Origin of the sequence: Streptomyces luteolus (assembly GCF_029968015.1) — a bacterium.
Taxonomy (GTDB): domain Bacteria; phylum Actinomycetota; class Actinomycetes; order Streptomycetales; family Streptomycetaceae; genus Streptomyces; species Streptomyces luteolus.
On the sequence record NZ_JASCIS010000026.1, the window covers coordinates 1 to 25548 of the forward strand.

A 25548-nucleotide genomic window follows, 5' to 3' on the forward strand; every position below is an offset into this window, starting at 1 on the left:
GACACCGCACCCTGACCCGAGCCCGAGCCCGAGCCCGAGCCCGAGCCCGAGCCCGCTGAGCAGATCGGGCCCGCCCACTGGGTCGATCAACTGCCTTGCCTCCGCGTGCAGTTGGTACGACGATGAAGCCTCCCGAAAGCTTAAGGGGGGCTCGGGTGGCGTACGAGGAGTGGGCGGGGGCGTCCGGGCGGGACCTGGTCCTCGACGACTGGTTCACCCGGCAGCTCGTCGCCGCGAGCGGAAGCAGGCACGGGCGGGACGTGCACGTGCTGCTCGGCGGCCCGGGCAGCGGCAAGTCAAGCCTGCTCGCCGCGTGGGAGGAGCGCGCCGCCAACACGTACGTCGCCCACATCGACTGTGCCGGGCTCCCGGACAGCGTGCAGGGCCCCGTGGACGTCCTGGCCCGCGTCGTCTTCCAGCTGAGCGCCGAAGTGCCCGGCCTGCCGCCCATGCAGCTGCCCGCCTACGCGGCGCTGCGGCTCGCGCTCGCCGTACGCACCGACCAGGCCGACCGGGACGCCGCCCTGGCCGAGCTGAGCACCGCCCTGGACGAGGGGCGCGGCCGCGAGCAGTCCCTCGACCTGTTCCTGTCGCTCGCCGAGAAACTCGGCTCCCTCGCCGGCATGCCCGCCTGGGGGCTCGCGGCCCTGCCGTTCCTCTCCGAAGGCATGCGGCGCCTCCAGGAGCACCGGGTCAGGCGCGCCCTGGCCCGGCACGTGGGCGCCCCCGCGTCCCCGGAGGACTTCCTCGTCGGGCTCAGCCACGGCCTCCAGCACGGCGACGACCGGCAGCGGCGGCGCGCCCAGGAAGTGCTGCTGCGCGCCTTCCTCGACGACCTGCGCCGCGCCTACGACTCCGCGAAGGGCCACGAACTGCGCACTCTGCGCTGCCTGTTGCTCCTCGACAACGCCGACGACGAGCGCGGCCAGGCCTTCCTCGACACGCTGCGCACTGCCCGCCGGGGCGGCCCGGAGGACGGCGACCCCCTGCTCGTCCTGGCCGCAGCCCGCAGCCGCCCCCGCCTGGTCGAACCGCTCGACGTTCCGGCGGGCCGCCTGCTGACCTGCTGGTCCTCGTACGCGGTGCGCACACCGGACCCGTACGCCGAAGCGGACGAGGAGCGCTTCGAACCGCTCGACGTGCGCGGCAGGCCGCATGTGCGCGTCGCCCAGTTGCGCCCGCTCACCCGCGCCGAGGTGGCCGAGCAGTGCCGGCCGCTCCTCGCGCACCTGCCGGACCCGGCGGGCGTGCGCCGTCCTGCGGACTGGCTGGCCAGGATCGTCCACGACCTCACCGGTGGACAGCCTTTCGCGACGGCCGCCGTCCTGCGTCAACTCCGGTGCATCGACGACGAGTTGCCCGTCGTCACGCGGCTGCGCCGGATCTTCACCCTCGCCCCGCACCGGCCCTCCGTCGCCGAGGAGGCGTACGAGCGGCTCTTCGGCGGCGTGCCCGCGGCGGTCCGCGCCCGCCTGCCGCGCGTGGCCGCGGCCGCCGTTCCCGTACAGGCGCTGGCGGCCGACGCGTTGTGGGGGAGGGGCAACCATCTCCTCTACCAGGTCACGGAGTTGATCGGCGACGAGCTGCGCTTCGACGTGGTGGAGCTCGACGGCGGCGACGTCCTCACCGTGCCGCCGATCGCCCGCCGCCACCTCCTCCAGCACCTCGCCCGCAGCGAGGACAGCGCCGAGGCCGGAACCTGGACCGGGGCGCACCGCAGGCTCCGGGACGCCCAGCGCGGCCGGGACGCCGCGTACCACCACCTCGCCCTCGGTGACGTACCGGCCGCGACCCGGTTCCTGCACGGCCTCCTCCAGGACGTCAAGGAGGGCGGCGCGGACATGGCCGAGTGGTGCCGGGCCCTGTCGTGGGTGCAGCGCGCCCCGCACCCGCGCCTCGCCGCGCCCGACGACGGCACGCAGGAGTACGAGGCCGCCGTGGAACGCCTCGGCACCCGTGTCCCCGCCGAGCAACTCCCCGTCGCCCGGCTCCTGATCGCCGGCCAGCTCACCGTGCACCCGCCGACCGACCCGTACGCCTCGCTCTGGTCGGACCCCCTGTGGGACCCGACGGCGCGGCTGCGCACGGAGATCGCCGTCCATCTGCAGCAGCTCAGCGAGGACGTTCCGCACCTGCGGGGGCTTCCGCTGCACGAGCGCGTCCAGTCCTACGACAAGGAGCCGTGGTGATGCCCGGATCGCCCGAACGGGACCGGCCCGACCGCCGCGGTCCCCTCGCCCGCCCCCAGCCGGCGCCCGTGCCGTGGTGGCGCAACCGCCGCAACCTCACGGTGGGCGCGGTCGGCGCGGTCGTCCTCGCCCTCTGCGGCTATCTGGCCCTCGGCTCCGGCTGGGGCTCGATCCGCTACCTCACCCAGCGCTGCGCCGACCGCGTCTGGGAGCGCGGGCCCACCGAGGAGTGCACCGGCGTCAGCGACGGCGGCTTCGTGTTCGGCGAGCTCGACGACGTCTCCGCGTCCGTCAAGAAGGAGAACGACCGTGTCACCCGGGGCACCCTCCCGTACGTCACCGTCGCCCTGCTCATCCCCCTGACCACCGACGAGACCGACCCGAACCGCAAGGCCGCCGTCGAGCGGCAGATCCGCCACGAGGTGCAGGGCGCCCACCTCGCCCAGCGCCGCGTGAACGACCGGGGCTCACCCGCCGTCCGGCTCGTCCTCGCCAACCCCGGCCTCGGCAGCGCGCAGTACGCGGCGGTGGCGGAGGAACTGGACGAGATGGCGCGGTCGAAGGAGGACAACCTGCGGGCCGTCGTGGGCTTCGACATGAGCGAGGAGAACACCAAGAAGGCGATCAAGCACCTGACCGAGGACCTGCGCATCCCCGTCGTCGGCGGCCCCATCACCGCCTCCGACCTGACCATGCCGGGCCTCGCCCGGATCGTCCCGCCCAACGAGGACCAGGCCGAGGTGCTCGCGAGCCTGCCCGACGACGACAACGTGTTCCTGGTCGAGGACACCCGGCCGGGCGACAGTTACGTGGACACGCTGCGCGACGCGTTCAACGCGAAGCGGCCGAGCGGTGCCCTGGAGTCCGAGCAGTACCGCTCGTCCGGCGGCTCCGACGACGACCCCAGCCTCGCGGGTGACTTCGAGAACATCGCCCAGAACATCTGCCAGTCCGGCGCCAAGGACATCTACTTCGCCGGGCGGCCGCCCCAACTGCGCATGCTCGTACTCGAGTTGGGAAGCCAGCCGTGCGCGAGGACGGAGAACAGCTTCCGCGTCATCACGGGCTCGGGTGCCTCGACGGTCGACTCGTACGTCAAGCGCGACGAGCTGGACGAGTGGCGCCGGGCGCTCACCCGCGTCACCGTCGAATACGCCGCCGTGGGCCACCCCGAGGCCTGGGAGAAGAGCAAGGCGCCGGAGGCGGAGGACGCCCGGACGGAGATGAAACACCTCAAGGCGGCGGTGGCCGGGCTGAAGGACGCCGACCTGGAGGACTCCCGCCTCATGACGATCTACGACGCCACGCGCACGGCCGTCACCAACATCCGCCGCCAGGCCGAGGGCGGAAAGCGCATCCCGCGCCTCGATGAAGTCGCCAGCGGCTGGCACCAGTTGAAGAGCGTCAACAAGATCAGGGGGACGACGGGCTGGATCTGCCTCGACAACCACGGCAACGCGTTCAACAAGGCCGTGCACCGCGTGCGGCTCGACCCGAAGTGGCGGCCGGACCAGAAGCTCGACTTCGTCGGTGTGGCCTGGCCGGAGGGCAAGCCCCTGGACGCGACCTGCACAGCGCCGCGCCGGTGAGGGTGCCGTGGTAGTTGATGTGGCCGTTCTTGTAGTCGCCTCCTCAGTCGGCGAGCAGCTCCGCGAAGTGCTCCGCGAAGTGCTCCGCGAACGCCGTCAGCCGGTCGGGGCCCGCGCCGCCCCCGGCCACCCGGAAGCCGTGCCGCCGCCCCCAGAACGCGGCCTGGACGACGTGCAGTTGGGCCCAGCGGCGGACCCGCACGGGATCGAGCCCGGCGGCCTCGGAGAACATGCCGAGGGAGCGCATCGCCGCCCCCACCTTACGCGCGCCGCCCGTTGTCAGACCCGCGTGCCAGAATCCGAAGGGTGCAGATCAGTGCGGCGGAACTCAACCGGGCGACGCTCAGTCGCCAACTCCTCCTGGAGCGCGCGCCGTTGAGCGTGCCCGAGGCCGTGCGCCGGGTGGTCGCCCTCCAGGCGCAGCACCCTGCCTCGCCCTACCTCGCCCTGTGGAACAGACTCAGAGACTTCGCGCCCGCCGAGCTCGACGCCGCGTTCACCGGTCGCACCGTGGTCAAGGCGACCCTGATGCGCATCACGCTGCACGCCGTGGCCGCCGAGGACTACGGGGACTTCCGCGCGGCGATGCAGCCCACGCTGTACGCCTCCCGGCTCGGTTCCCGCTTCGCCGAGGCCGGACTCACCCCGGCGGACGCCCACGCACTCGTGCCGGAACTCCTCGCCTTCGCCGAACGCCCGCGCACCTCGGCTGAGCTGCAGGCATGGCTGGCCGAGCGGCTCGGCGAGGAGAAGAAGGACGGCGCCTGGTGGGGCCTGAAGGGGTACGCGCCCCTGCACCACGCCCCCACCGGCGCCCCCTGGTCCTTCGGCCACCGGCCGTCCTTCGTCCGAGCCGAGCCCGGCCCCCTCCCGGGCCCCGGGCGCGAGGGTGACGCCGAGGCGCTGCGCACCCTCATCCTGCGCTGTCTCGCCGGATTCGGTCCGGCCTCGGTCGCCGACGTCGCCCAGTTCGCCATGCTCCAGCGAACTCGCGTACGCGCTGCGCTCCGTGCCCTGGGCGACGCGGTGGAGGAGCTTCAAGGGCCGGACGGCAGTACGCTGTTCGACCTTCCGGACGCACCCCGCCCACCTGCCGATACGCCCGCACCGCCGCGCCTGATGGCGATGTGGGACAGCACCCTCCTCGCGTACGCCGACCGCGGCCGCCTCATCCCGCCCGCGTACCGCCCCCTGGTGATCCGCAACAACGGTGACGTCCTGCCCACGCTCCTGGTGGACGGCCGGGTGGCGGGCGCGTGGAGACCGGTCGAGGACGGCATCGAGGCCACGGCGTTCGAGCCGCTGCCCCGGCAGGCGTGGGTCGCGCTCGCCACCGAGGCGCACTCCCTGCGCGCCCTCCTGAGCGCACGCGAGCCGGGGGTCTACGGGCGGTACGGACACTGGTGGAGGAAGCTCGCGGATGCCGGTGCGGAGGTGCGTGTCCTCTGAACGGACCGGCGCGCGGGGCTAGTTGCCGCCGCCCCGCGCCGTCTTTCGCAGCCGGGCCCGCCGCACCAGATCGTCGGCGGCCCTCGGCCATGTCTCGTACGTGAACGAGAAGCCCGCGTCGAGCAGCCGGCCGGGCACCACGCGACGGCTCTTGAGCAGCAACTCCGTGTCGGAACGCAGCAAGAACGCGCCGATCTCCGCCATCCACCGCGTCGCCGGAAGCCCCAACGGCATGCGCCAACTCGTCCGCAGCGCCCGCATGAACGCGCGCTGCGGCAGCGGAGCGGGCGCGGCCAGGTTGACCGGGCCAGTCAACTCCTCGTGGTCGACGAGGAATTCGACGGCCCGTACGAAGTCCCGCTCGTGGATCCACGACACATACTGCCGGCCGCCCGCGACCGGGCCGCCAAGGCCGAGCCGCGCCATCCGCGAGAGGACGTCGAAGACACCGCCGCGGTCCGGGCTCATCACCATCGCGGCCCGCAGCGCCACCTTGCGGGTGTCCGGGGTCTCCGCCTCCTCCTGCGCGCGTTCCCAGTTCTCGGCGATGCGGACGCTGTACGCCCAATAGGCGGGCACGCCGGACTCGTCGCCGCCGATCACCCCGCTCGCCTCGTCGTTCGGGGCATCGTGCCGGTGGGCGTACACGGTGGCGGTGCTCATCTGCAGCCAGACGCGCGGCGGCTTCGCGGCAGCGGCGATCGCCTCGCCGACCACTCGCGCGGAGTCGACGCGCGAGTCCATCATGCCCCGCAGGTTCTCCTCGGTGTAGCGGCAACTGACGCTGCGCCCGGCGAGGTTGACCACGATGTCGCAACCATCGATCTCCGCCGCCCAGTCGCCGAGTGTGACCCCGTCCCAGGCCACGTCGCGCGGGCGCCTCGGATTCCGGGTCAGGATCACGACCTCGTGGCCCTGCGCCGTGAACGCGCGCTCCAGGATCGCGCCGACCTGGCCCGTTCCGCCCGGGATCACGATCTTCATGGTCCGTACCCCCTTGCTTGGTGGCACGAGCGTAACCCAGGTGTTGAACGTGTTCAAAAAGGGGGCCGGTGGGGAGTGTGACCTGATCGTCGGGTCAGGAGCGTGACCCGCTCGTCTGGTCAGGAGCGTGACCCGGCCTCCTCCGGTGGCGGGCACCACTTCGCGCCCGTGCCCGCCCCCTGCCGCCCGCAGAACCCCATCTGCTGCGGCCGCTGGGCGCCTTCCACGCGCTGGACCGAGATGAGCTTGTCCAGCGGAACCTGCTGGTCCACGCCGCCGCCGAAGTCGATCACCCCGCTCTCGCCGTCGAGCGCCGCCCGCCCGTGGATCCGGCTCAGCGCGTGCCACACCGCCGACGGGGTCAGCGGGATGCCCGGGGCCGTGTCCCTGAGGCGGGAGATGGCCTTCATGTAGAGGTTGACCGCGTCGAAGGCGAGGGCCGCGTGACCGTCGAGCGAGGTGTCCTTGACGCGCCGGCACTCCTCGGGGAACAGCTCCTTCATGGTGCTGTACAGATCGCTCGGCCCGTCGCAGGAGGCCGAGCCGACGGTGAAGTCGAGGAACTCGAAGGGCACCCGCGGAAAGGCGCGGCGGCGCTCCGGGTCCGCGCCGAGCCGGGCCACGTCGTCGCCACCGAGGAGCGTCGGCGGGTTCGAACCGCAGGTGTCGTTGGTGGCCCCCAGGATCGTCTCGAAGTCCTCGCTGCGCCCCGCGAAGAACACCAACCCCTCGTAGCCGCAGGCCTGTTCACCGATGGCGCGCGTGCCCTGCCCGTTCGGCGTCCCGGGCGAGCTGGACGACGGGACGTAACCCTCCTGGTCGACCTCGAACCCCGCGTCCGTGAAGGACTTCGCCGCGTCCTGGCGCAGGTTCTCGCTGTACTCGTCGGTCGGGTCGAGGGAGTACACGACGCGGACGCGCTTCTTCAGCTTGTCCTCGGCGACGAGATGACCGGCGTACGCGGCGGCCACCGCGGCCTCGCGCCGGTTCAGCGGCGAGACCTGGTAGTACAGCGACGACTCGCTCGGCAGCGAGTCCGCCGACAGGGTCGTCGCGACCATCGGCAGCCCGACCTCGGTCAGCTGGTCGATCGTCGTGATGGTCGCCTTGCGGCTCTGGTCCAGGCCGGTGACGCCGACGATGCTCGGGTCGGACGCCATCAGCTTCTCGATCCGGCGCGCGACCTCCGCTCCGTGCCGCATGCCGCTGCCCGCGCTCGCCGGAAAGATCCGCAGCACGGGCTGCCGGTCACCGGCGTTGTCGAGCTGACGCCGCTGCGCGCTCGCGGCGCCCTGCAACTGCTCGCGGGCGTACGACCGGGCGCCGTTCTGCTTGCGGCCGGGCGCGGTGAGCAGCGCGGTCATGTGGACGAGCGTGACCAACGGCCGGGCGGGGTTCTCCTTGTGGATCCGCTCGGCCTCCGTGTTCTGCGCGGCGATGGTGTCCATCGTCTTGCGCACCCGCTCGTCCGAGGAACCGAAGGCGAAGCCGTGCGGCGCGACGCCCACGCATTCGTCGGACTTCGCCGTCCACACCGTCTCCGCGTCCGGGTCGTCGCGGCTCAGGCCGCAGTGGTCCGCCCGCCAGGTGTCGCGGTCGCCGCGGTGGTCGGCGATGCCGAGGCCCACGGTGCCGCCGAGCACCGCGAGCGCGACGGTGGCGGATACCAGCGCCACGGCCCGGCTCGTCCACGCGGGCGGGCTCGGTACGGAGAGCCGGCGCGCTATCGCGGCCCCGTCGCGCTGTATCTCGTACCGCTCGTCGCTTTCCGGAACCGTCCCCGGAACGCGTACCGGCAAATACCAGAACTGCACCGGCCGACCGCCGCCCGCACTGCGCACGTGCTCGCACCAGACGTCGTACGGCGCGGGATTGTCGGTCAGTTCCCGCACGCTGAGGGTCTGGTCGCCCGCGGGCGCTTCCGGACTGGTCGTGATGAGTAGCAACGGGTCGAACGCGCCGATGTCATTGCGTACTTCGGCGAAGAGCCGCACCAGTTCCTGGCCGTGATTCCGCTTGCTCACACCCTGCAGAAACGCCACGCAATAGGCCGTACGCCGATGAGCGCTCCGACGCCACGGACGGCGCCTATAGGAGACCCGCAGATCCTCCAGAAAGGCGTCGATCAGCAATTTGCTGATCTGCTGCGGATCCTCCCGCCCCCAGCGGGGCTGCGTGAGGCGTACGGCGAAACCGATGAACGTGCCGGGATCGGCCGGGGCCATGTACGGCTGGTGCAAAAGCCAGCGGTATTCCCGGCCCAGACCGCGCCAGACCCGGAACCAGAAGATCGGCACCAGATACAGGCCCACGATGTACGCCCACCAGGGAACCGTGCCCTGGAGCGCCACTTCCGTGCTCGGGCTGCGCATGAATCCGAAGAACCGCCTGCGTTCCAGTTCACGGTCGCGCAGCCGCCGCAGGACGATGCGGCCGTGCTGGCTGTCGGGCTCCTGCGCGGTGTCCGTCAGCTGCAACAGCCAATTGACCAGACCGAGCCGACGAAAACGCACCCGCCGGTCGTTCCCGTACCGGTCGGATGAGTATTTGCTGGCCAGTTCCACGAGAATGCGACGGCAGAGCTCGGCCCGCTGCCACGCCGGATTCAGATAGTTCTCAGCGGTTTCATCACCGCGCTCAGCGACGACCCGGTCCCATTCCTGCTCCATGTCGACCGGCTGAAAGGGAACGGCCCTCGGCTGAGCCTCGTTGAGGGCGTGCTCGATCTGTTCCGCGAGGTCGTCCTGATGGTTGCCGACGAGGCTCAGGATCGGAATTCCGTCCCGCTGGGGAACCTCGCCGGGCAATTCGGTCTTCTTGGGCCGGGAAACGAGCTTTCCCAGCAGTCGGAACAGCAGATCGGCGTGCTCGAATACGGGCGCCACGCTTCCCCCGTCGCGTCAGAGAACGGCCCATGTCGTAGCTCTGGAGCAAGACACCCTAGTGGGCGGTGTGATCGGTGAACAGGCTTGTGTGGCTTGCGATTTGGTCACGCGAACGGGGTTCGGGAGAACCCTGGGGATCCCCCGGGAACGGCCGTCGCGGCCTCCCGGGAGCGGTGGTCGCTGCCTCCCGTCAGCGGCCGTCGCGGCCTCCGCGAGCCGCCGTCGAAGTCGATTGTCAGTGGTGCACGGCAGGATGGGGGCATGACGACAACCACTGCCGTTCCTTCCGTTGTTCCCGCTGGTCAAGCGCCCGCCGAGGCCACCGCGCTGTCCGACGCCACCGCCTATGCGGCAGCGGTCGAGCAGGCGGTCCAGGCAGCCGCCGCGTACTACGACAACGGCAGCTCAGCCCTGGACGACGACGCGTACGACCGACTGGTCCGCGCGATCGCCGAGTACGAGGCGGCGCACCCCGACGAGACCCTGCCGGGCTCGCCCTCGGGCAAGGTCGCGGGCGGCGCGGTCGAGGGGGACGTGCCGCACACCGTCCCGATGCTGAGTCTCGACAACGCCTTCTCCGACGAGGAGTTCACCACCTGGGCCGCCTCACTGGAGCGCAGGATCGGCCGTCCGGTCGCGTCCTGGAACGTCCAGCCGAAGCTGGACGGCCTCGCGATCGCCGCCCGCTATCAGCAGGGCCGCCTCACGCGACTGATCACCCGGGGCGACGGGACAGCCGGGGAGGACGTCTCGCACGCCATCGGCACGATCGAAGGCCTGCCGACCGAGCTGACCGAACCGGCCACGGTCGAGGTGCGCGGCGAAGTCCTCATGACAACAGCCCAGTTCGAGTACGCGAACGAGGTCCGCACCCAGCACGGCGGCGACCCGTTCGCCAACCCGCGCAATGCCGCCGCCGGCACCCTGCGCGCCAAGGACCGCGCCTACACCGTGCCGATGACGTTCTTCGGGTACGGCCTGCTGCCCCTGCCCGACTCCGGCGACGGCCTCGCCGCCGAGCTGGCCGACTCCGCGCACGGCGACCTCATGGACCGGGCCGTCCGGTACGGCGTCAACACCCCGGCGAGCACCGAGGTGCCCGGCACGGTCGTCACCACCGTCGAGGACGTCCTCGCGCGCGTGCGGGAGATCGGGGCGCGGCGCGCACAACTCCCGTTCGGCATCGACGGGATCGTCATCAAGGCCGACCTCGCCGCCGACCAGCGGGCGGCCGGAGAGGGCACACGCGCCCCGCGCTGGGCCCTCGCCTTCAAGCTCCCCGCCGTAGAGAAGATCACGAAGCTGCTCGACGTGGAGTGGAACGTCGGCCGCACCGGCATCATCGCGCCCCGCGCCGTCCTCGAACCCGTGGACATCGACGGCTCCACCGTCACCTACGCCACCCTGCACAACCCCGCCGACATCACGCGCCGCGGCCTGCGCCTCGGGGACCACGTCATGGTCTACAAGGCGGGCGACATCATCCCGCGCGTCGAGGCCCCCGTGGCCCAGCTGCGCACGGGCGACGAGCGGGAGATCACGTTCCCGGCGGCCTGCCCGCAGTGCGGTTCCGGCATCGACACCGGGGAGCAGAGGTGGCGCTGCGAGCGCGGCCGCAACTGCCACCTCGTCGCCTCCGTCGCGTACGCCGCGGGGCGCGACCAGCTCGACATCGAGGGCCTCGGCCACTCCCGCGTGGTGCAACTGGTCGACGCGGGCCTGGTCTCCGCGCTGCCCGACCTGTTCGACCGCCTGACCAGGGACGACCTCCTCGGCCTTGAGCGGATGGGGGAGACCAGCACCGACAACCTCCTGGCCGCCCTTGACGCCGCGAAGCGGCAGCCGCTGTCGCGGGTGCTCTGCGCCCTCGGCATCCGCGGCACGGGACGGTCCATGTCCCGCCGGATCGCCCGGCACTTCGCCACGATGGACGCGATCCGGGCGGCGGACGCGGAGGCGATGCAGCAGGTCGAGGGCATCGGCGGGGAGAAGGCCCCGGTGATCGTCACCGAACTGGCCGAGCTGAGCGACCAGATAGACCGCCTCGCGGCGGCGGGCCTGTCGATGACGGAGCCGGGCGCCACTCCGCCCGCTCCGGGTGCTGGTGCTGGTGCTGGTGCTGGTGCTCAAGTTTCTTCCGACACAGGCCCGTTGGCCGGAATGAAGGTCGTGGTGACGGGCGCGATGACGGGCCCGCTGGAGAAGCTCTCGCGCAACGAGATGAACGAACTGGTCGAGCGGGCCGGAGGCAAGGCGTCGGGCAGCGTCTCGAAGAACACCGGCCTGGTCGTCGCGGGCGAGGGCGCGGGGTCGAAGCGCACGAAGGCGGAGACCCTCGGCATACGCCTGGCCACACCGGACGAATTCGCCGAGCTGGTCGGGGAGTTCATCCGGTGATGGCCAGGCGCGAGGGGATCGTTCAGGCGGGGTCGATCCGGGAGACGCTGCCGCCGAGGTCGAGCACGTACAGCTCGCCGTCGCCGCCCTGGACGAACGAGACGACCTCGCCGCCGTTGACTCCGAGGTCGTGCTCGCCGGTCACCTTGCCGTTCTCGATCTGCAGTGAGCGCAGCGTGCCGTCGCAGTAGTCGCTGAACACGTACTGGCCCTGAAGCCCCGGGATCTTGTCGCCGCGATAGACGAAGCCACCGGTCACCGAGCAGCCGAGGCCGTTGCGGTCGTACTCGTGGACCGGCGGGACGTGGTTCGCGGGCTCGGTGCCGCCCCGGAAGGGATGGTTGCCCTCCATCGCGGACCAGCCGTAGTTCTCGCCGCCCTTGCTGTCGGCCGGAGCCCAGTCGATCTCCTCCCAGGCGCTCTGGCCGACGTCACCGATCAGCAGATCACCGGTGCCCGAGTCGAAGGAGAACTTCCATGGATTGCGCAGTCCGTACGCCCAGATCTCGTCCTTGGCCTTCGGATCGCCGACGAACGGGTTGTCGGCGGGCACGGCGTACGGATCGCCGCCGCTCGGGTCGATCCGCAGCAGCTTGCCAAGCAGCGTGTCGAGGTTCTGGCCGTTGCCGTGCGGGTCCCCGCCGGAGCCGCCGTCGCCGAGTGCGATGTAGAGATAGCCATCCGGGCCGAACTTGATGTCGCCGCCGTTGTGGTTCGCGTACGGCTGGGTCTGGGTGAGGACGGTGCGCCGGGTGTCGGGTTGCAGCTTGCCCTCCTTGACGGCGAACTCGTCGACGGTGCTGGTGCCTTCGCGGTCGGTGAACGAGATGTAGAAGTGGCTGAAGTCCTGGTCGAAGGCGATGCCGAGGAGGCCGCGTTCGCCGTCGGTGGTCGTCTCGCCGGAGATGTCGAGGACAGGCTCGCCGAGGCCCTGGTCGCCCAGGACCCGTACGGTTCCCGCGCGTTCGGCGATCCAGACGGTGTTTCCCGGACCGGCCGCTCCGGCGGACGGGTTCTTGGCCGTGGCCACTTCCTTGAGCGCCACCTGGGCGGCCTGACCTGCCTGCTTGCCCTGACCTGCCCGCACGCCCTGTCCTGCCTGCGCGTCCCGTCCGGCCGGTCCCGCCTGCGCGGCGGTCTGCCCGGCGGTGGTCCGGCCGCCGGGCTCCTCCGCGTACGCCGAGGTCAGGGCGAGGGAGGCGATGAGGCAGGCGGTGGCGGCGCCGGCGATCGCTGTGGTTCTGCTACGTAAGTTCACCGTGACCCTCCTAGGGGCGGCGAAGGGCGAGGTCGCGCAGCTGCCGAGGACGGAGATCGCTCCGCGTCGCCCGCGGCGACACTCAACCGGGGGTGGGGGGATGGTGTGTCACTGGCTACGGATGAGGATACGGAGGCGTGGGCGGTTGGCATAGACCAATGCCGGGAATTCCTCGCCGACGGGCGATCAGGACGCCCCGTTGGCGGAGGCAGCGGGGGCCGAACGGGGTCAGGCCGCGTCCCGCTCGGGTTCCCGTACCTCCGGTCCCGGCGCGCTCGCCGAACCGACCGCGCTGGCCGAACCGACCGCGATCGCCGGCTCCGCCAACGTACGGAAGGACAGCCAGCTCAGCAGTGGCATCAGGATCAGTGGAGCAAGGGCGAGTTGAAGGGACGTGGCGTCCGCGAGGCCGCCGATCACCAAACCGGCGAGCCCGCCCACGCTGACCGTCAGGCCCAGCGTGATCCCGGCGGCGGTGCCGACCCGCGACGGCAGATAGTCCTGGGCGAGGGTGACCTGGAGGGAGAACGGCACGTACAGGCCGATGGAGGTGAGCGCGACGCACACGAAGAACGCGGGCCCCGGCACGAACACCACACCGGCGACGGCGACGACCGTCAGGAGGTACGACACCCGTACGATCCGGACCCGGTCCCACCGAGCCGTCAGCCGACTGCCCACGACCGTGCCCACCGCGCCCCCGGCATACAGCACGAACAGCGCACCGGCCCCCACCGCCGCCGGACCGGCACCGCCGCCCACCTGTTCCTGCGCGTGGAAGACGAGAAACGTGCTCAGGCCGACGAACGCGATCGACCGGAACACGACGGCCAGGGCCAGTCCGACGAAGGAGCGTACGTCGTCCCGCCGGACCTCAACTGCCGGAGGGGTAACGGATTTTGATGTCTCGGTGGGACGTCGCATTCCGCGGAGCACCGGCAGGCACAGCACACTTCCCACCACGGCGGGGACCACGAGCAGCGGGGAGAGACTCAGGCCGCCCATGGCGACGACGGCTGTGACCAGGAGCGGTGCGAGGGCGAAACCGAGGTTGCCGCCCAGCGAGAACCAGCCCATGGCCCGGTGATCCCCTCCGCCGGCGACGCGTGCGATCCGCGCGGACTCCGGGTGGTACGCCGCGACCCCGATGCCCGACACGGCGAGGAACACCAAGGTCAGGGTGTACGAGTGGGTGGCGCCGCTCAGCGCCACCCCGCACCCCGCGACGAGGGTGCTCACCGGCAGCAGCCACGGCAGCACCCACCGGTCGGTGAGCATCCCGAACAGCGGCTGCGCGACGGACGACAAGAGGGAGGCGGCCAGGACGAGACCTGATGCGGCGGCGTACGTGTAGGCGCGCTCGGCGACGAAGAAGGGGACGAGGGCGGCGACAGCCCCTTGGTAGACATCGACGCACGCGTGCCCCGCCGACAGCCGGACAACGGGCTGATTCAGCCGGCCGACGAGCCGCTTCCGGGCCGGGCCCCGCGAAGGAGAGAAGTACATGGCCTCATCGTCGTGACGAGCCGGTCTGGCGCGCTTCCGATAATCTGCCAGTCAATGACGAAACCCCGCCATCAATCAACCCGCCATCAACCAACCCGCCAACAACCAAACCGCCATCAACCAACCCGCCAACCAACCCGCCACCAGCCCATCGCCCCCACCCGTACCCGATGGCTCGCCCCGGGCGCCGAGATCGACGCGCACCGGCACGACGACCACCAGATCGTCTACGCCGGACGCGGAGTCCTGGCCGTCACGACCGACAGGGGCTCCTGGATCGCGCCCGCGACCCGCGCCATCTGGGTACCGGCGGGCACCGCCCACGCCCACCACGCGCACGGTGAACTCACCCTCCACCTCGTCGGCCTGCCCGCCGAGGACAACCCCCTCGGCCTGGACGAACCGACCGTCCTGAGTGTCAGCCCGCTCCTGCGCGAGCTGATCCTCGCCCACACCCGCACCCCCGACGACGGCAGCCCGGAGCGGGCCCGGCTGCGTGCCGTCCTCCTCGACCAGTTGAAGGCCTCACCGCAGCAACCGCTGCACCTGCCCACGCCCACGGAGCCCCGCCTCGCGGAACTCTGCGCGATCCTGCGCGCCGACCCCGCAGACTCGCGCACGCTGTCCGGGCTCGGCCGCCAAGTCGGCGCGGGCGAACGGACGTTGTCGCGGCTGTTCAAGTCCGAGCTGGGCATGACCTTCCCCCAGTGGCGCACCCAACTCCGGCTCCACCACGCCCTGATCCTGCTCGCCGAGCGCACGCCGGTGACCACGGTGGCCCACCTGTGCGGATGGTCCTCGGCCAGCGCCTTCATCGACGCGTTCCGCCGAGCCTTCGGGCGCACGCCGGGCGCGTATCAGGTGCCGGACCGAGCAACCGAGTTCGGGCCGGATCCCGCTGGGCGTCCCCCGCAACGCTGACTGGCACCGCCCCGCGCCCTCGTCTACGCTGCACGACCATGACTACCGGGACGGCCTCGCGCCACACACGGATCGGTGACCCGGTGCTCTTCTGAGCGCCGAACGGGCCGGTGTCAGCCCGCAGTTGAGGGGATTCGGTGCGCGGGGGCCCGCCGCCGCGCGGGCTCCGCCTCCGTCGTGTTGATCACGTACGACACATCAACCACGACAGGAGAACCGAGAACCCATGACCATCGAGACGCTGCGGATCCCCACCCCGGACGGACCGGCCGACGCCTTCGCCGCCTTCCCCGACGACGGCCAACGGCACCCCGGGGTGCTGATGTACCCGGACGGCTTCGGCGTCCGGCCCGTGCTGCGGGACATGGCCGGCGAACTGGCCCGGCACGGCTACTACGTACTCGTTCCCAACTTCCTCCACCGGCACGGCCCGGCACCGGTGATCGACCTTCCCGAGCACATCGGGGCAGAGACCAGGCCCCAGGTCATGGCCCAGCTGATGCCGTTGATCCAGGCACACACCACGGACCGTGTCCTACGCGATGCCGACGCCTACCTCAGGTTCCTCACAGGCCGGACCGAAGTCGCGTCGGGGCCGGTCGGCGTGACCGGGTACTGCATCGGCGGTCTGCTCGCGATGCGTACGGCCGCCGCCCACCCCGGCCAGGTCGCCGCCGTCGCCGCGTTCCACGCGCCCGTGGGGGCCGACGGACCCGGCCTCTTCGCCGGGCTCACCGCCCAGGTCCACCTCGGTCACGCCGAGGGCGACCTGACGCCCGAGGCGCTCGCCGAGCTCAACCACGATCTGGACGCCGCAGGTGTCGACCACACCTCGGAGATCTACCCCGGCACCGCCCACGGCTTCACCATGGCCGACACCGACGCGTTCAGCGCCTCCGGCCTGCGGCGCCACTGGGACCGGCTGCTTCCGCTCCTGCAACCGCTCAAGTCCCGTGCGGCCGGGCCGCGTTGACACGCACCCGCCGTCTCCCTACCGTCCGAAGCCGTAGCGTCTTACATCGTTGTAACGGAGAGTCCGATGAAGGGTCCGCCCATGCCCCGGCCCATGCCCCGGCTCTTGCCCCGGCCCATGCCCCGACCCATCCCCAGGCGGTCACGCGGCGCGTTATGGGCCCTGCTCCTGGCCCTGCTCGTAGGCATCGTCGCCGTGCCGCACGCCACCGCGGAGAAGCCGCCTGAATCCGCAGCCGACTCCCGCGGGGCCGCCGCGGCCGGAACCTTCCGTAATCCGCTCAACACCGGCCCCGACCCGTTCCTGGCCCACGCCAACGGGCAGTACCACCTGGCCACCACCCAGGGCGACAGCATCAAGATGTGGCGATCGAAGTCGCTCGGCACGCTGCTCGCCGCCGATCCGGTCACGGTGTGGACCGACACCGACCCCTCGCGCAACCAGCACATGTGGGCGCCGGAGTTCTACCGCTTCGACGGCCGCTGGTACCTCTACTACACCGCCGACGACGGAGTCGACGACCACCACCGCCTGTACGTCCTCGAATCGGAGGGCGACGACCCGGCCGGCCCGTACCACTTCAAGGCGAAGCTCGAACCGCCCAACCACGCGGGCATGTTCGCCATCGACCCGGGCATCCTCCAGCACAACGGCCGCCTCTACCTCGCCTACAGCGGCATCAACGCCTACCAGCACAACGGCATCAACATCGCGCCGATGTCGAACCCGTACACCGTCTCAGGCGACGCGGTCGCGATCGACGCCGCCGGTGGCTGTCCCGAGGTCCGCGAAGGGCCCGCGTTCCTGAACCGCAACGGCCGTACGTGGATGACGTACTCGGCCTGCGACACCGGCAAGCCGGACTACCAGCTGTGGATGATGTCCCTGCCCGCCGACGCGGACCCGCTGGTGCCCGGCGACTGGACCCAGCACCGGGGGCCGGTCTTCTCCCGCGCCGACGAACACGGTGTGTTCGGCCCCGGCCACCACTCCTTCTTCACGTCCCCCGACGGCAAGGAGGACTGGCTGATCCACCACGCCAAGACCACGTCCGTGAACACGTACTCCGACCGCACCACCCGCGCCCAGAAGATCACCTGGAACGCCGACGGCAGCCCGGACCTCGGCCGCCCGCTCGCGCTCGGCGCCACCCAGGACCTGCCGTCCGGCGACCCCGGATCCGGCAACCACTGGATCAACGACGACGGCCGCTCCAGCGGGAACGGCACGGTGGTCTACAGCGGCGACTGGAACTCCGGCACCGGCTGCGCCACCCAGTGCTTCTGGAGCGACGACCACTGGAGCGACCGCGCCGACGCCACCGCCACGTTCACCTTCACCGGCACCCGCATCGCCCTGCTCTCCGTACGCGACACGGGCAACGGCATCGCGGCCGTGAGCGTCGACGGCGGCCCGGAGCAACGCGTCGACCTCCACGGCCCGATCCGCACCGGCGAGACGCTGCAGTTCGTCAGCCCCCGCCTGCCCGCGGGTGAACACACACTCAGGGTCCGCGTCACGGGCGAGCACAACCCGTCGTCCCAGGGCGCGTTCGTGAGCGTCGACCGGGCCGAGGTGTACACGGACTGAGCCGAGGTGCGTACACGGCCCGGACGCCGCGCGGGGCGAGACCGTCCCGGTGGCGGTCCGAGGCGAGGAGAATCACTGTCGATCAGACCCGCGAAAGGGTCGCCCCCGACCGACGCCGTGCGATCAACTGTCCCCATGTCTTCGCGCAACCCGGAATACACGACGGTCGCGTACGGCGGGGTCGACGTGCTCGTCGGTGCCCATCGCGGCGCCTACCCGTACGGCAACTCCCTGCTCGTACACGGGTCGACGTCCGCACTCGTCGTCGACCCGTCGCTGTCGTTCGTGGCAGGCGGGCCTCCCGCGGACGTGGTCCTCGTTAGCTATGCGCACGAGGACCACATGGCGGGCCTCGGCAGCTACAGCGACGTGCCGGTGCGGGTGCACGCGGCGGACCTCGGCGCGCTGCGCTCCCCCGAGACGCTGGTCGCCGGGCTCGGGCTGCCGCCGGAGGCGGTGGGCGAGGTCGACAAGTCGATGCGGGAGGACTTCCACCTGCGGGGGCGGCCGGACGCCCAGGGGTTCGACGACGGTGCCGTGTTCGACCTCGGAGGCCGGACCGTCACGGTCGTACACCTGCCCGGCCACACCGCCGGGCACTGCGGCTTCCTGGTCGAGCCGGACGGATTCCTGTTCGTCGCCGACATCGACCTGACGTCGTTCGGCCCGTACTACGGCGACCTCGGCAGCGACCTCGGCGCGTTCGAGGCGTCCCTGCGGAAGTGCCGGGAGATCGACGCCCGTTGGTACGGCACGTCCCACCAGAAGGGCGTGATCGAAGGGCCCGAGGAGTTCCGCCGACGGCTCGCCGCCTTCGCCGAAGTCGTGGAGCGCAGGGACGCGGCCCTGCTCGCGTTCCTCGCCGAGCCGCGCACCCTGGACGAGATCGTGGACCACCGCCTGGTCTACCGGCCGCACGTCGAAGGGCCGCACGTACGACCGGTGGAGCGCAGGACCGCCCTGCAGCACCTGGACCGGCTGAGCGCCACGGGGCGGGTCGAGGAGGGCGAGCCGGGCCGCTTCCGCGCGGCCTAGGGCCGGTCTTCCCGATCTCCGCGGGCCCCAGGATGAGTCCCGGCCCGCGCCGTGCGGACGTGTCAGGACGTGTCAGGACGTGCCCATCCACTCCTTCTCGTACGCCGCGTACGTCCCGTCGTGCGTCGCGAGATGAGTGAACTGGTCGACGTACTCCTTGAACTGCTCGTCCCCGCGCGGCAGCGCGTACGCCTTCTCGGAGAACGTGAACGGCTTCTCGGGGTGCAGGGAGCACAACTCCGGGTTGATCTTGGACTGGTACAGGGTCTCGCTCGCGTCCGTCATCATCACGTCGGCCCGGCCCGCGACGATCTCCTGGAAGATCGTGGTGTTCTCCGGGTGGAGCTTGATGGTCGCCTTCTTGATGTTCTCGCGCGCGAACTCCTCGTTCGTACCACCGGGGTTGACGATGACGGTCGTGCCGGGCTTGTCGATGTCCGCGAGCGTGCCCTCGCCGAACCGGTCCTTGTCGGCGCAGCGCACGATCGGCGTCTTGCCGTCCTCGCGGGTCGGCTCGCCGAAGTACACCTGGCGGGCCCGCGGCAGGGTGATGGAGACACCGCCGACGCCGATGTCGCACCGCCCGGCCGCGACGTCCTTGGTGAGGTTCGCCCAGGTCGTGGCCACGTACTCCGGCTTGGCGCCGAGGCTTTCGGCGAGGTCCTCGGCCATCTCGATGTCGATGCCGCTGTAGCTGCCGTCGGCCGGATCGAGGTGGGTGAAGGGGCGGTAGTCGCCCGTCGTGCACACCTTCAGGACCCCGGAGCGCGGAACGGAGTCGAGCAGGCTGCCGTGCCTGGACTTCTGGGCAGCCGCGCCCGCGTTCGCGCCTGAGCCGGCGTCAGGCGACGCGGGCGCGGCCGCCGTCGCGGCGAGGAGGCAGACCAGGACGGACAGAGTGGCGGCGCGCTTCATGACGACGACTCCTCTACGAGCGTGGGCCACGGGTGTGGGCTACGGGTGTGGGCCGGTGGGGCCGGAACACCATCGCAGAACGGTTCGCGCAGCTGAAGCCCCTGCTCACCCTTTGAACGCACGGCTCGTGGATCCCCATCGCCGCGTACATGATGCTCGTCGCCGCGATCAGCACCTGGGCCCAATCCCGCCCCCGAACCTGAACAGACGCCGTTCCCGTACGAGACGAGCCGACTGCGCGCATTCGACAGATGTACGTAGTCGGCCGCTCGCTTTTGTACACGCTGACGAATCGGAACCGCAGGGCCTGCTGCTAGAAAGAAAACCGCTTCACCACCGCCCCAGGCGGTTGTTACAAAGAAGCCCGCTTCAGCTCCGCTCCGAGCGCCGCGCTCCTCACCCCGTGAGCGCGAGCCACCGGGGCGCGCGCACCCGGACGACCCGGGCGGCGCCGAAGCGGATGCGCCAGCCTCGATCAGGCACTGCCGCGCCTTCCGGATCAAGGGGTGCCAGGGATGTTTCCCCGGCCCCCGTTGTCGTAGAGAGGCCGACAGCTTGAGCCCGCAGATAACCAGAGACCCGCGCGAGCGCCCTGCCCCCGAACCACGTTCGCACGTCCCCGCCACCGGCCGGGACGTCGTGATCATCGAGGACGACGAGACCCTCGGCCGCTCCGCCGCCGACTGCATCGAACGCTGGGGGAGCACCGCCCACCGCCTGCCCCGCCCCGACGACGACGCGCTGCGACGGCAGCTGAGCGGCCCCGTCGACAGCATCGCCATCGTGTCCCGCGACGACATGGTCGCCCTGCGCTACGCCCTGCTCGCCGAACACCTCAAGCCCGGCGTCCGCCTGGTCGTGACCATCTTCGACCGCACCGTCGCCGAGGAGGTCTCCCGGACCGTCCCCAACTGCACGGCCCTGAGCATGACCGACGCGATCCTGCCCAGCCTCCTGGCGAGCTGCCTCGCTCCCCGGTACGCGATGCTGCAGCCCGTCGGCGACGACCTCGTGGGCGTACGGCGTGAAGGTCTGGCCATGAACGTGGAGCACCTGCCGCGCCGGGCCCTCGCCACCGCGTTCGAGCCGCATCCGCGCAGCTCCGTCGCGGCCTGGTTCCGCTCCCTCGGCACCTCCGCGAAGGCGCTGGTCTGCAGCCTGATCGCGCTGCTTCTCGCCTACTCCGTGGACGTGGCGCTCGGCGTGCTCGTGCTGCACGAGCACTGGACCGAGGCGGTGTGGAACGCGGCCCGTACGCTCACCACGATCGGCTCCTCGCACGCCGCCGAGCACGGGCCCGGCTGGTACAAGGTGGTCTCCGCCGCCTCGATGATCGGCGTCCTCGTCCTGGCCGCCGTGTTCACCGCCGGTGTCGTCGACCGGTTCACCGGGCACCGGATGACGAGCATTCTCGGCGCCCGCTCCATCCCGCGCCGCAACCACGTCATCGTCGTCGGCCTCGGCCAGGTCGGCCTTCGCCTCTCGGCGTGGCTGCGGGACCTCGGCGTGAAGGTCGTCGCCGTCGAACGGAACCGGCAGGCCGCCTGCCTTCCGCTGGCCCGCTCCCTCGACATCCCCGTCGTCATCGGCCGCGGCGGCGACCGGTTCCTCCTGGAACGCCTCTCGGCCCGGCGGGCCCGCGCGCTCGCCGCGGTCGCCTCGGACGGACTGGAGAACATCGCGGTCGCGGTCGCCACGCGGGCGGTCGCGGGGGATCGGCGCATCGTGCTGCGCGCGGGGGGCGACGCGGTCACGACGGAGTCGCAGTCCCTGTTCCGGATCGGCGCGGTCTGCGACTTCCCGCTGATCGTCAGCACGTTCGTCGCCGCGACGGTTCTCGACGCGGAGCTGCGGAGCGTGTTCGTGGCGGACGGTCGTACGTGTGCGCTGTTCGCGGACGACCGGGTGGTGGACCTGGGGACGTGGGACGCGCGGCCTTGAGCCAGCCCGCTTCGTCGTTCGGCTGCCGCGCCGTCGTGGCTGGTCGCGCAGTTCCCCGCGCCCCTGAAAACCAGCCCCGACGTGCCGCAGGCATCAGCTACCCCACAACCCGCCGCCCCACAGTGAACCTCCCCAACACCTCCGGGATCGGATCGATCCCGATCCCCGGCCCCTGCGGCACCTCCAGATATCCGTCCCGCAGCACGAACGGCTCCGTCAGATCCTCCGCGAAGTACCGCGACGACGCCGACGTGTCGCCGGGCAGCGTGAACCCGGGCAGCGCGGCCAGCGCCAGGTTCGGGGCGCGCCCGACTCCCGTCTCCAGCATGCCGCCGCACCACACCGGCACCCCCGCCGCCCGCGACAGATCGTGGATCCGGCGCGCCTCCAGATAGCCGCCCACCCGCGCCGGCTTGATGTTGACGACCCGGCACGCCTCCATCGCGATCGCCGCGGCCGCGTCCCGCGCCGAGTGGATCGACTCGTCCAGGCAGACCGGCGTCGCAAGCCGTCGCTGCAACCGCGCGTGCTGGAACAGGTTGTCCTCGTCCAGCGGCTCCTCGATGAGCAGCAGCCCGAACTCGTCCAGCCTCCGCAGGTGTTCGGCGTCCGCGAGGCCGTACGCCGTGTTGGCGTCGACCTGCAACGGCAGCTCGTCCCCGAACCGCTCACGCACCGCGCGGACCGGTTCCACGTCCCACCCCGGCTCTATCTTCAGCTTGATCCGGACGTACCCCTCGTCCAGGTACTGCCGCACGTCGTCGAGGAGTTCCGGGATCGACGGCTTGATGCCGACCGAGACCCCGGACGGCACCCGGTCGTGCACCGCGCCCAGGAAAGTGGCGAACGACATGCCCGCCGCGCGCAGTTCGGCGTCGAGCAGCGCGGTCTCCAAGGCGGCCTTCGCCATGTAGTGGCCCTTGACCGCGGCCATAGCGGGCGCGGCCTTCGCCGTGGTCAGATCCCGTACGGCGGCGACCCGCGGCACCAGGAAGTCGCGCAGCACGAGTTCCGCGCCGCCCGTGAACTCCGAGCTGTACAGCGGGTCCGGGTCGCCGCCGAACTCCGCCCAGCCCTCGGCCGCGTCCGTCTCGACCCGCAGCAGGAACGTGTCCTTGCTGGTCATCGTGGAAAACGACGTACGGAACGGCTTCACCAACGGCACGGCGATGTGCAGCAGTTCGACACGCTCGATCTTCATCTCAGCCCTCCTGGCCGGTCGTCGGTGTGGGGGTGCCGCTCGCGGAGCAGGAGCAGGAGCAGGAGCCGGAGCGCGAGCGGGTCAGCAGATACCAGCCGTCGCGCGACAGGGCCGACGCCTCGTACCCGTCGGCGAACACCTCGGTGAACACCTCGCGCACCGCGTGCCGCCAGCGCAGCGCCATGGGCAGGTCCTTCGCCCGCAGCGCGAGCACGTCCTCGGGCACCCGGCACCACCACCGCTCCCCGGACCGCAGCGCGAGCGGCGCCCCGTCCGGGGCCCGGCGGACCACCTCGGCCCCGGCCCGCCCGGCCGCGCCGTCGTCGACGTCGTGGCGGGGCGCGCACAGGTCCCAGGTGACGGTGAGCCGGTCGCTCTCGTCGCCGCCGTTGAACCCGTCGTCGAGCCGGCCGTAGAAGTCGACGACGTACTCCGTGCCGAGCCCGCCCAGCTTCACCAGATTGAAGCGCGCGTTCCGGCCGAGCAGCGGGTCGAACGTCCACTGCATGCGTTCGGCGCCCCGCTCCAGGGCCCACAGCCGCTGGCCCTGCTTCACGGCGAGGCCCACACCCCGGTCGGACGTCGCCGCCGCAGCCACCAGGGAGTACACCGCCCGCTCCGCCGGCCGCTTGAACACCAGCGCGGCCGCACCGACGAGCCGGTCCCCGGCGTACGCGGCATGCACCGCACCGCCCGCGTGCACCGCGCTGATCAAGACGTCGGCGGGCAGCGGCGGCGCGCCCGGAGGGGTGCCCCAGGTCTCGGCGAGGAAGTCCGAAACGGCACGGACACCGGCCAGATCGCCGACGGTCCGGACCGTGACACCGGCGGCCGTCGCCGCGTCGGCCGCCGCGCGCGCCGCCCGCTCCAGGGCGTCGCTCCCGTGCACCGCCCGCTCCAGGGCCCCGCTCCCGCTCGCCGCGCCGGGCGGCGCCGTACCACTTGCTGTCGTAGCACTGATCATGGCTGCCAGTCTGGGCACCGGCACGGCGGCCGTCTTTGCGCGTTCGTGCAAGGCTCACACCATCCCGTATTGCGATCGGCCAACCAGCACCCCCGAGCGGGGCGCGAGAATCGTCCTTCGACGCAGCCGTACGGGAGGACCACATGCAAGGCGACTGCACCCTGGAGGCTCTGCTCGACACCCTCGGGCAGCCTGCCCTCCGCCTGGTCACCGCGCCCGCGGGCACCGCGGTCCCCGTGACCGAGGTCCTCCTCCACGACCTCGGGGCGCCCGTGCCGTACACACCGGGAGGACTCCTCCTCGCGGTCGGCGTGCGCGCCGAGGCCGCCGCCGAGCTCGTCCCGGCCGTCGCGGAGGCGGGCCTGACCGGGCTCGTCGTCCGGGGCGGGGGCGGGCCCGCCGAAGCCGCCCGCAGCCACGGGGTGGCGCTGCTCGCCGTCGACGAGGACGCGTCCTGGCACCGTGTGCACCTGCTGATCGCCTCGGCCGTCGAGGCCGGACCCGCCCCCGTCGCGCAAGGGACCGGCGCCTCCGCGCTCGGCGACCTGTTCACCCTGGCCAACGCGATCGCCGCGGCCGGGGGCGGCGCCACCACCGTCGAGGACCCGCGCCAGCGCATCCTCGCCTACTCCACCATCGACGGGCAGGCCATCGACGACAGCCGCCGCCAGGGCATCCTCGGCCGCCAGGTCCCCGGCAGCCGCGAGAACACCGAGCAGTACCGCCGACTCCACGCCTCCGCCCACCCGCTGCGGCTCCCCGGCACCGCGCCCGGCGAGATCGACCGGCTCGCCGTCGCCATCCGCGCGGGCGGCGAGATCCTCGGCTCCCTCTGGATGATCGACAACGGCCGGCTCGCACCCGACGCCGAGGAGATCCTCGCCCAGGGCGCCTCCACCGCCGCCTTCCACCTGCTGCGCGCCCGCGCCGCCGAGGACCTCACCCGCCACCAGTACGGGGACCTCCTGCGCCGCCTCCTGAACGGCACCGCCGCTCCCGCCACCGCGGCCCGCAGGCTCGGCTTCTCCGAGGACAGCCCCGTCCGGGTCGTCGCGTTCGTCCTCGACGCCGCCCCCGGCGACGAACCCGCCGCCCCCGCCGACAGCGCGCAGGCGACCCTGCGCCTCCTCGACCACGTCCGCCTCCAGTGCGGGGCCCGCTACGGCCGGCACGCCTGCGTCGTCATCGACCACGTGGTGTACGCGCTGCTGCCCGACGCGGGCCAGGACGGCGGCCGCCAGCGCCGGCTCATCGAGGACATCACCGGGCAGGCCACCCGCGCGCTGCGCGTCCCGGTGCGCGCCGGACTCGGCGGCACGGTCGCGGGCCTCGCCGACGTCGCCCGCTCCCGCGACGACGCCGACCGCGTCCTCACCGTCCTGGAGGACGACCGCGGCGTCGCCGCCATCGAGGACGTACGCCCCCGCGTCACCCTGCTGCGCCTCGGCGAGATCCTCGCCCACCGCACGGACCTGTCGACCGGCCCGTGGCAGGGCGTCCTCGCGTACGACGAGCAGCACGGCACCGATTACGCGGGCACCCTCATCGCGTACTTCGACGCGGGCTGCGACATGGCGGGCGCCGCCCGGCTCCTCGCCGTCCACCCCAACACGTGCCGCTACCGCCTGAAGCAGATCAGGGAACACCTGGACATCGATCTCGGCGACCCGGACGAACGGCTCGTCCTCTGGCTGCACCTGCGGATCCTCGCGCGGCTGCGAGCGCCCGGGCGGGCCTGAACGCCCCGCCCG

At 71.8% G+C, this 25548-nt stretch carries 17 protein-coding genes and 1 pseudogene; 10 read left to right on the forward strand and 8 right to left on the reverse strand.

The window, feature by feature from the left end; all coding sequences use genetic code 11:
- Window positions 1-155: 155 nt before the first annotated feature.
- On the forward strand, window positions 156-2189 hold the full coding sequence (locus QIT00_RS24025) for a hypothetical protein (protein WP_282537454.1): 2034 nt from the start codon (window positions 156-158) through the stop codon (window positions 2187-2189).
- Window positions 2189-3778, forward strand: a complete 1590-nt coding sequence (locus QIT00_RS24030) for an ABC transporter substrate-binding protein (RefSeq protein WP_282537455.1) — start codon at window positions 2189-2191, stop codon at window positions 3776-3778. The genes QIT00_RS24025 and QIT00_RS24030 overlap by 1 nt, the downstream gene beginning before the upstream one ends.
- A 43-nt stretch (window positions 3779-3821) precedes the next feature.
- On the opposite strand, the pseudogene QIT00_RS24035 reads toward QIT00_RS24030, so the two are convergent.
- Window positions 3822-4028, reverse strand: a pseudogene (locus QIT00_RS24035) (aminoglycoside phosphotransferase family protein); the annotation flags it as partial.
- A gap of 56 nt (window positions 4029-4084) precedes the next feature.
- On the opposite strand from QIT00_RS24035, the gene QIT00_RS24040 reads away from it, so the two are divergent.
- Window positions 4085-5227: a winged helix DNA-binding domain-containing protein gene (locus QIT00_RS24040; RefSeq protein WP_282537456.1), complete on the forward strand. Its 1143-nt coding sequence runs from the start codon at window positions 4085-4087 to the stop codon at window positions 5225-5227.
- Window positions 5228-5245: 18 nt separating this feature from the next.
- Here the strand turns inward: QIT00_RS24040 and QIT00_RS24045 are convergent, their stop codons facing one another.
- Window positions 5246-6211, reverse strand: a complete 966-nt coding sequence (locus QIT00_RS24045) for a TIGR01777 family oxidoreductase (protein ID WP_282537457.1) — start codon at window positions 6209-6211, stop codon at window positions 5246-5248.
- A 119-nt stretch (window positions 6212-6330) separates the two neighbouring features.
- Window positions 6331-9096: an ABC transporter substrate-binding protein gene (locus QIT00_RS24050; RefSeq protein WP_282537458.1), complete on the reverse strand. Its 2766-nt coding sequence runs from the start codon at window positions 9094-9096 to the stop codon at window positions 6331-6333.
- Between the two features lie 261 nt (window positions 9097-9357).
- Here QIT00_RS24050 and ligA point away from each other — a divergent pair, with 261 nt between their 5' ends.
- Entirely contained in the window at window positions 9358-11493 is a 2136-nt protein-coding gene (gene ligA / locus QIT00_RS24055) for an NAD-dependent DNA ligase LigA (RefSeq protein WP_282537459.1), read from the forward strand.
- A 22-nt stretch (window positions 11494-11515) separates the two neighbouring features.
- Here ligA and QIT00_RS24060 read toward each other — a convergent pair whose 3' ends face one another.
- Window positions 11516-12751 carry a PQQ-dependent sugar dehydrogenase gene (locus QIT00_RS24060; RefSeq protein WP_408909841.1) on the reverse strand — a complete coding sequence of 412 codons (1236 nt, stop codon included), beginning with the start codon at window positions 12749-12751 and terminating at the stop codon, window positions 11516-11518.
- A 228-nt stretch (window positions 12752-12979) separates the two neighbouring features.
- On the reverse strand, window positions 12980-14257 hold the full coding sequence (locus tag QIT00_RS24065) for an MFS transporter (protein WP_282537460.1): 1278 nt from the start codon (window positions 14255-14257) through the stop codon (window positions 12980-12982).
- A 54-nt stretch (window positions 14258-14311) separates the two neighbouring features.
- On the opposite strand from QIT00_RS24065, the gene QIT00_RS24070 reads away from it, so the two are divergent.
- The 4 genes from QIT00_RS24070 (at window position 14312) to QIT00_RS24085 (ending at window position 18776) form a co-directional block, all read left to right on the forward strand.
- Window positions 14312-15178 carry a helix-turn-helix transcriptional regulator gene (locus QIT00_RS24070; protein ID WP_282537461.1) on the forward strand — a complete coding sequence of 289 codons (867 nt, stop codon included), beginning with the start codon at window positions 14312-14314 and terminating at the stop codon, window positions 15176-15178.
- A 226-nt stretch (window positions 15179-15404) separates the two neighbouring features.
- The gene (locus QIT00_RS24075) at window positions 15405-16151 is read left to right on the forward strand and encodes a dienelactone hydrolase family protein (RefSeq protein WP_282537462.1); all 747 of its coding nucleotides are present in this window, start codon (window positions 15405-15407) and stop codon (window positions 16149-16151) included.
- Window positions 16152-16268: 117 nt separating this feature from the next.
- The gene (locus tag QIT00_RS24080) at window positions 16269-17741 is read left to right on the forward strand and encodes a glycoside hydrolase family 43 protein (protein ID WP_282537463.1); all 1473 of its coding nucleotides are present in this window, start codon (window positions 16269-16271) and stop codon (window positions 17739-17741) included.
- Window positions 17742-17876: 135 nt separating this feature from the next.
- Entirely contained in the window at window positions 17877-18776 is a 900-nt protein-coding gene (locus QIT00_RS24085) for an MBL fold metallo-hydrolase (RefSeq protein ID WP_282537464.1), read from the forward strand.
- Window positions 18777-18848: 72 nt separating this feature from the next.
- On the opposite strand, the gene QIT00_RS24090 is transcribed toward QIT00_RS24085, so the two are convergent.
- Entirely contained in the window at window positions 18849-19691 is an 843-nt protein-coding gene (locus QIT00_RS24090; protein WP_282537465.1) for a transporter substrate-binding domain-containing protein, read from the reverse strand.
- A 555-nt stretch (window positions 19692-20246) separates the two neighbouring features.
- On the opposite strand from QIT00_RS24090, the gene QIT00_RS24095 reads away from it, so the two are divergent.
- The gene (locus QIT00_RS24095; RefSeq protein WP_282537466.1) at window positions 20247-21632 is read left to right on the forward strand and encodes an NAD-binding protein; all 1386 of its coding nucleotides are present in this window, start codon (window positions 20247-20249) and stop codon (window positions 21630-21632) included.
- Between the two features lie 97 nt (window positions 21633-21729).
- On the opposite strand, the gene menC is transcribed toward QIT00_RS24095, so the two are convergent.
- Both menC and QIT00_RS24105 read right to left on the reverse strand, forming a co-directional pair.
- Window positions 21730-22833 carry an o-succinylbenzoate synthase gene (menC, locus tag QIT00_RS24100; protein WP_282537467.1) on the reverse strand — a complete coding sequence of 368 codons (1104 nt, stop codon included), beginning with the start codon at window positions 22831-22833 and terminating at the stop codon, window positions 21730-21732.
- A gap of 1 nt (window position 22834) precedes the next feature.
- Window positions 22835-23797, reverse strand: coding sequence for a chorismate synthase (locus QIT00_RS24105; protein ID WP_282537468.1), 963 nt, complete (start codon window positions 23795-23797; stop codon window positions 22835-22837).
- Between the two features lie 143 nt (window positions 23798-23940).
- Between QIT00_RS24105 and QIT00_RS24110 the strand changes: the two genes are divergently transcribed.
- Window positions 23941-25536, forward strand: a complete 1596-nt coding sequence (locus QIT00_RS24110; protein WP_282537469.1) for a helix-turn-helix domain-containing protein — start codon at window positions 23941-23943, stop codon at window positions 25534-25536.
- Window positions 25537-25548 lie beyond the last annotated feature (12 nt).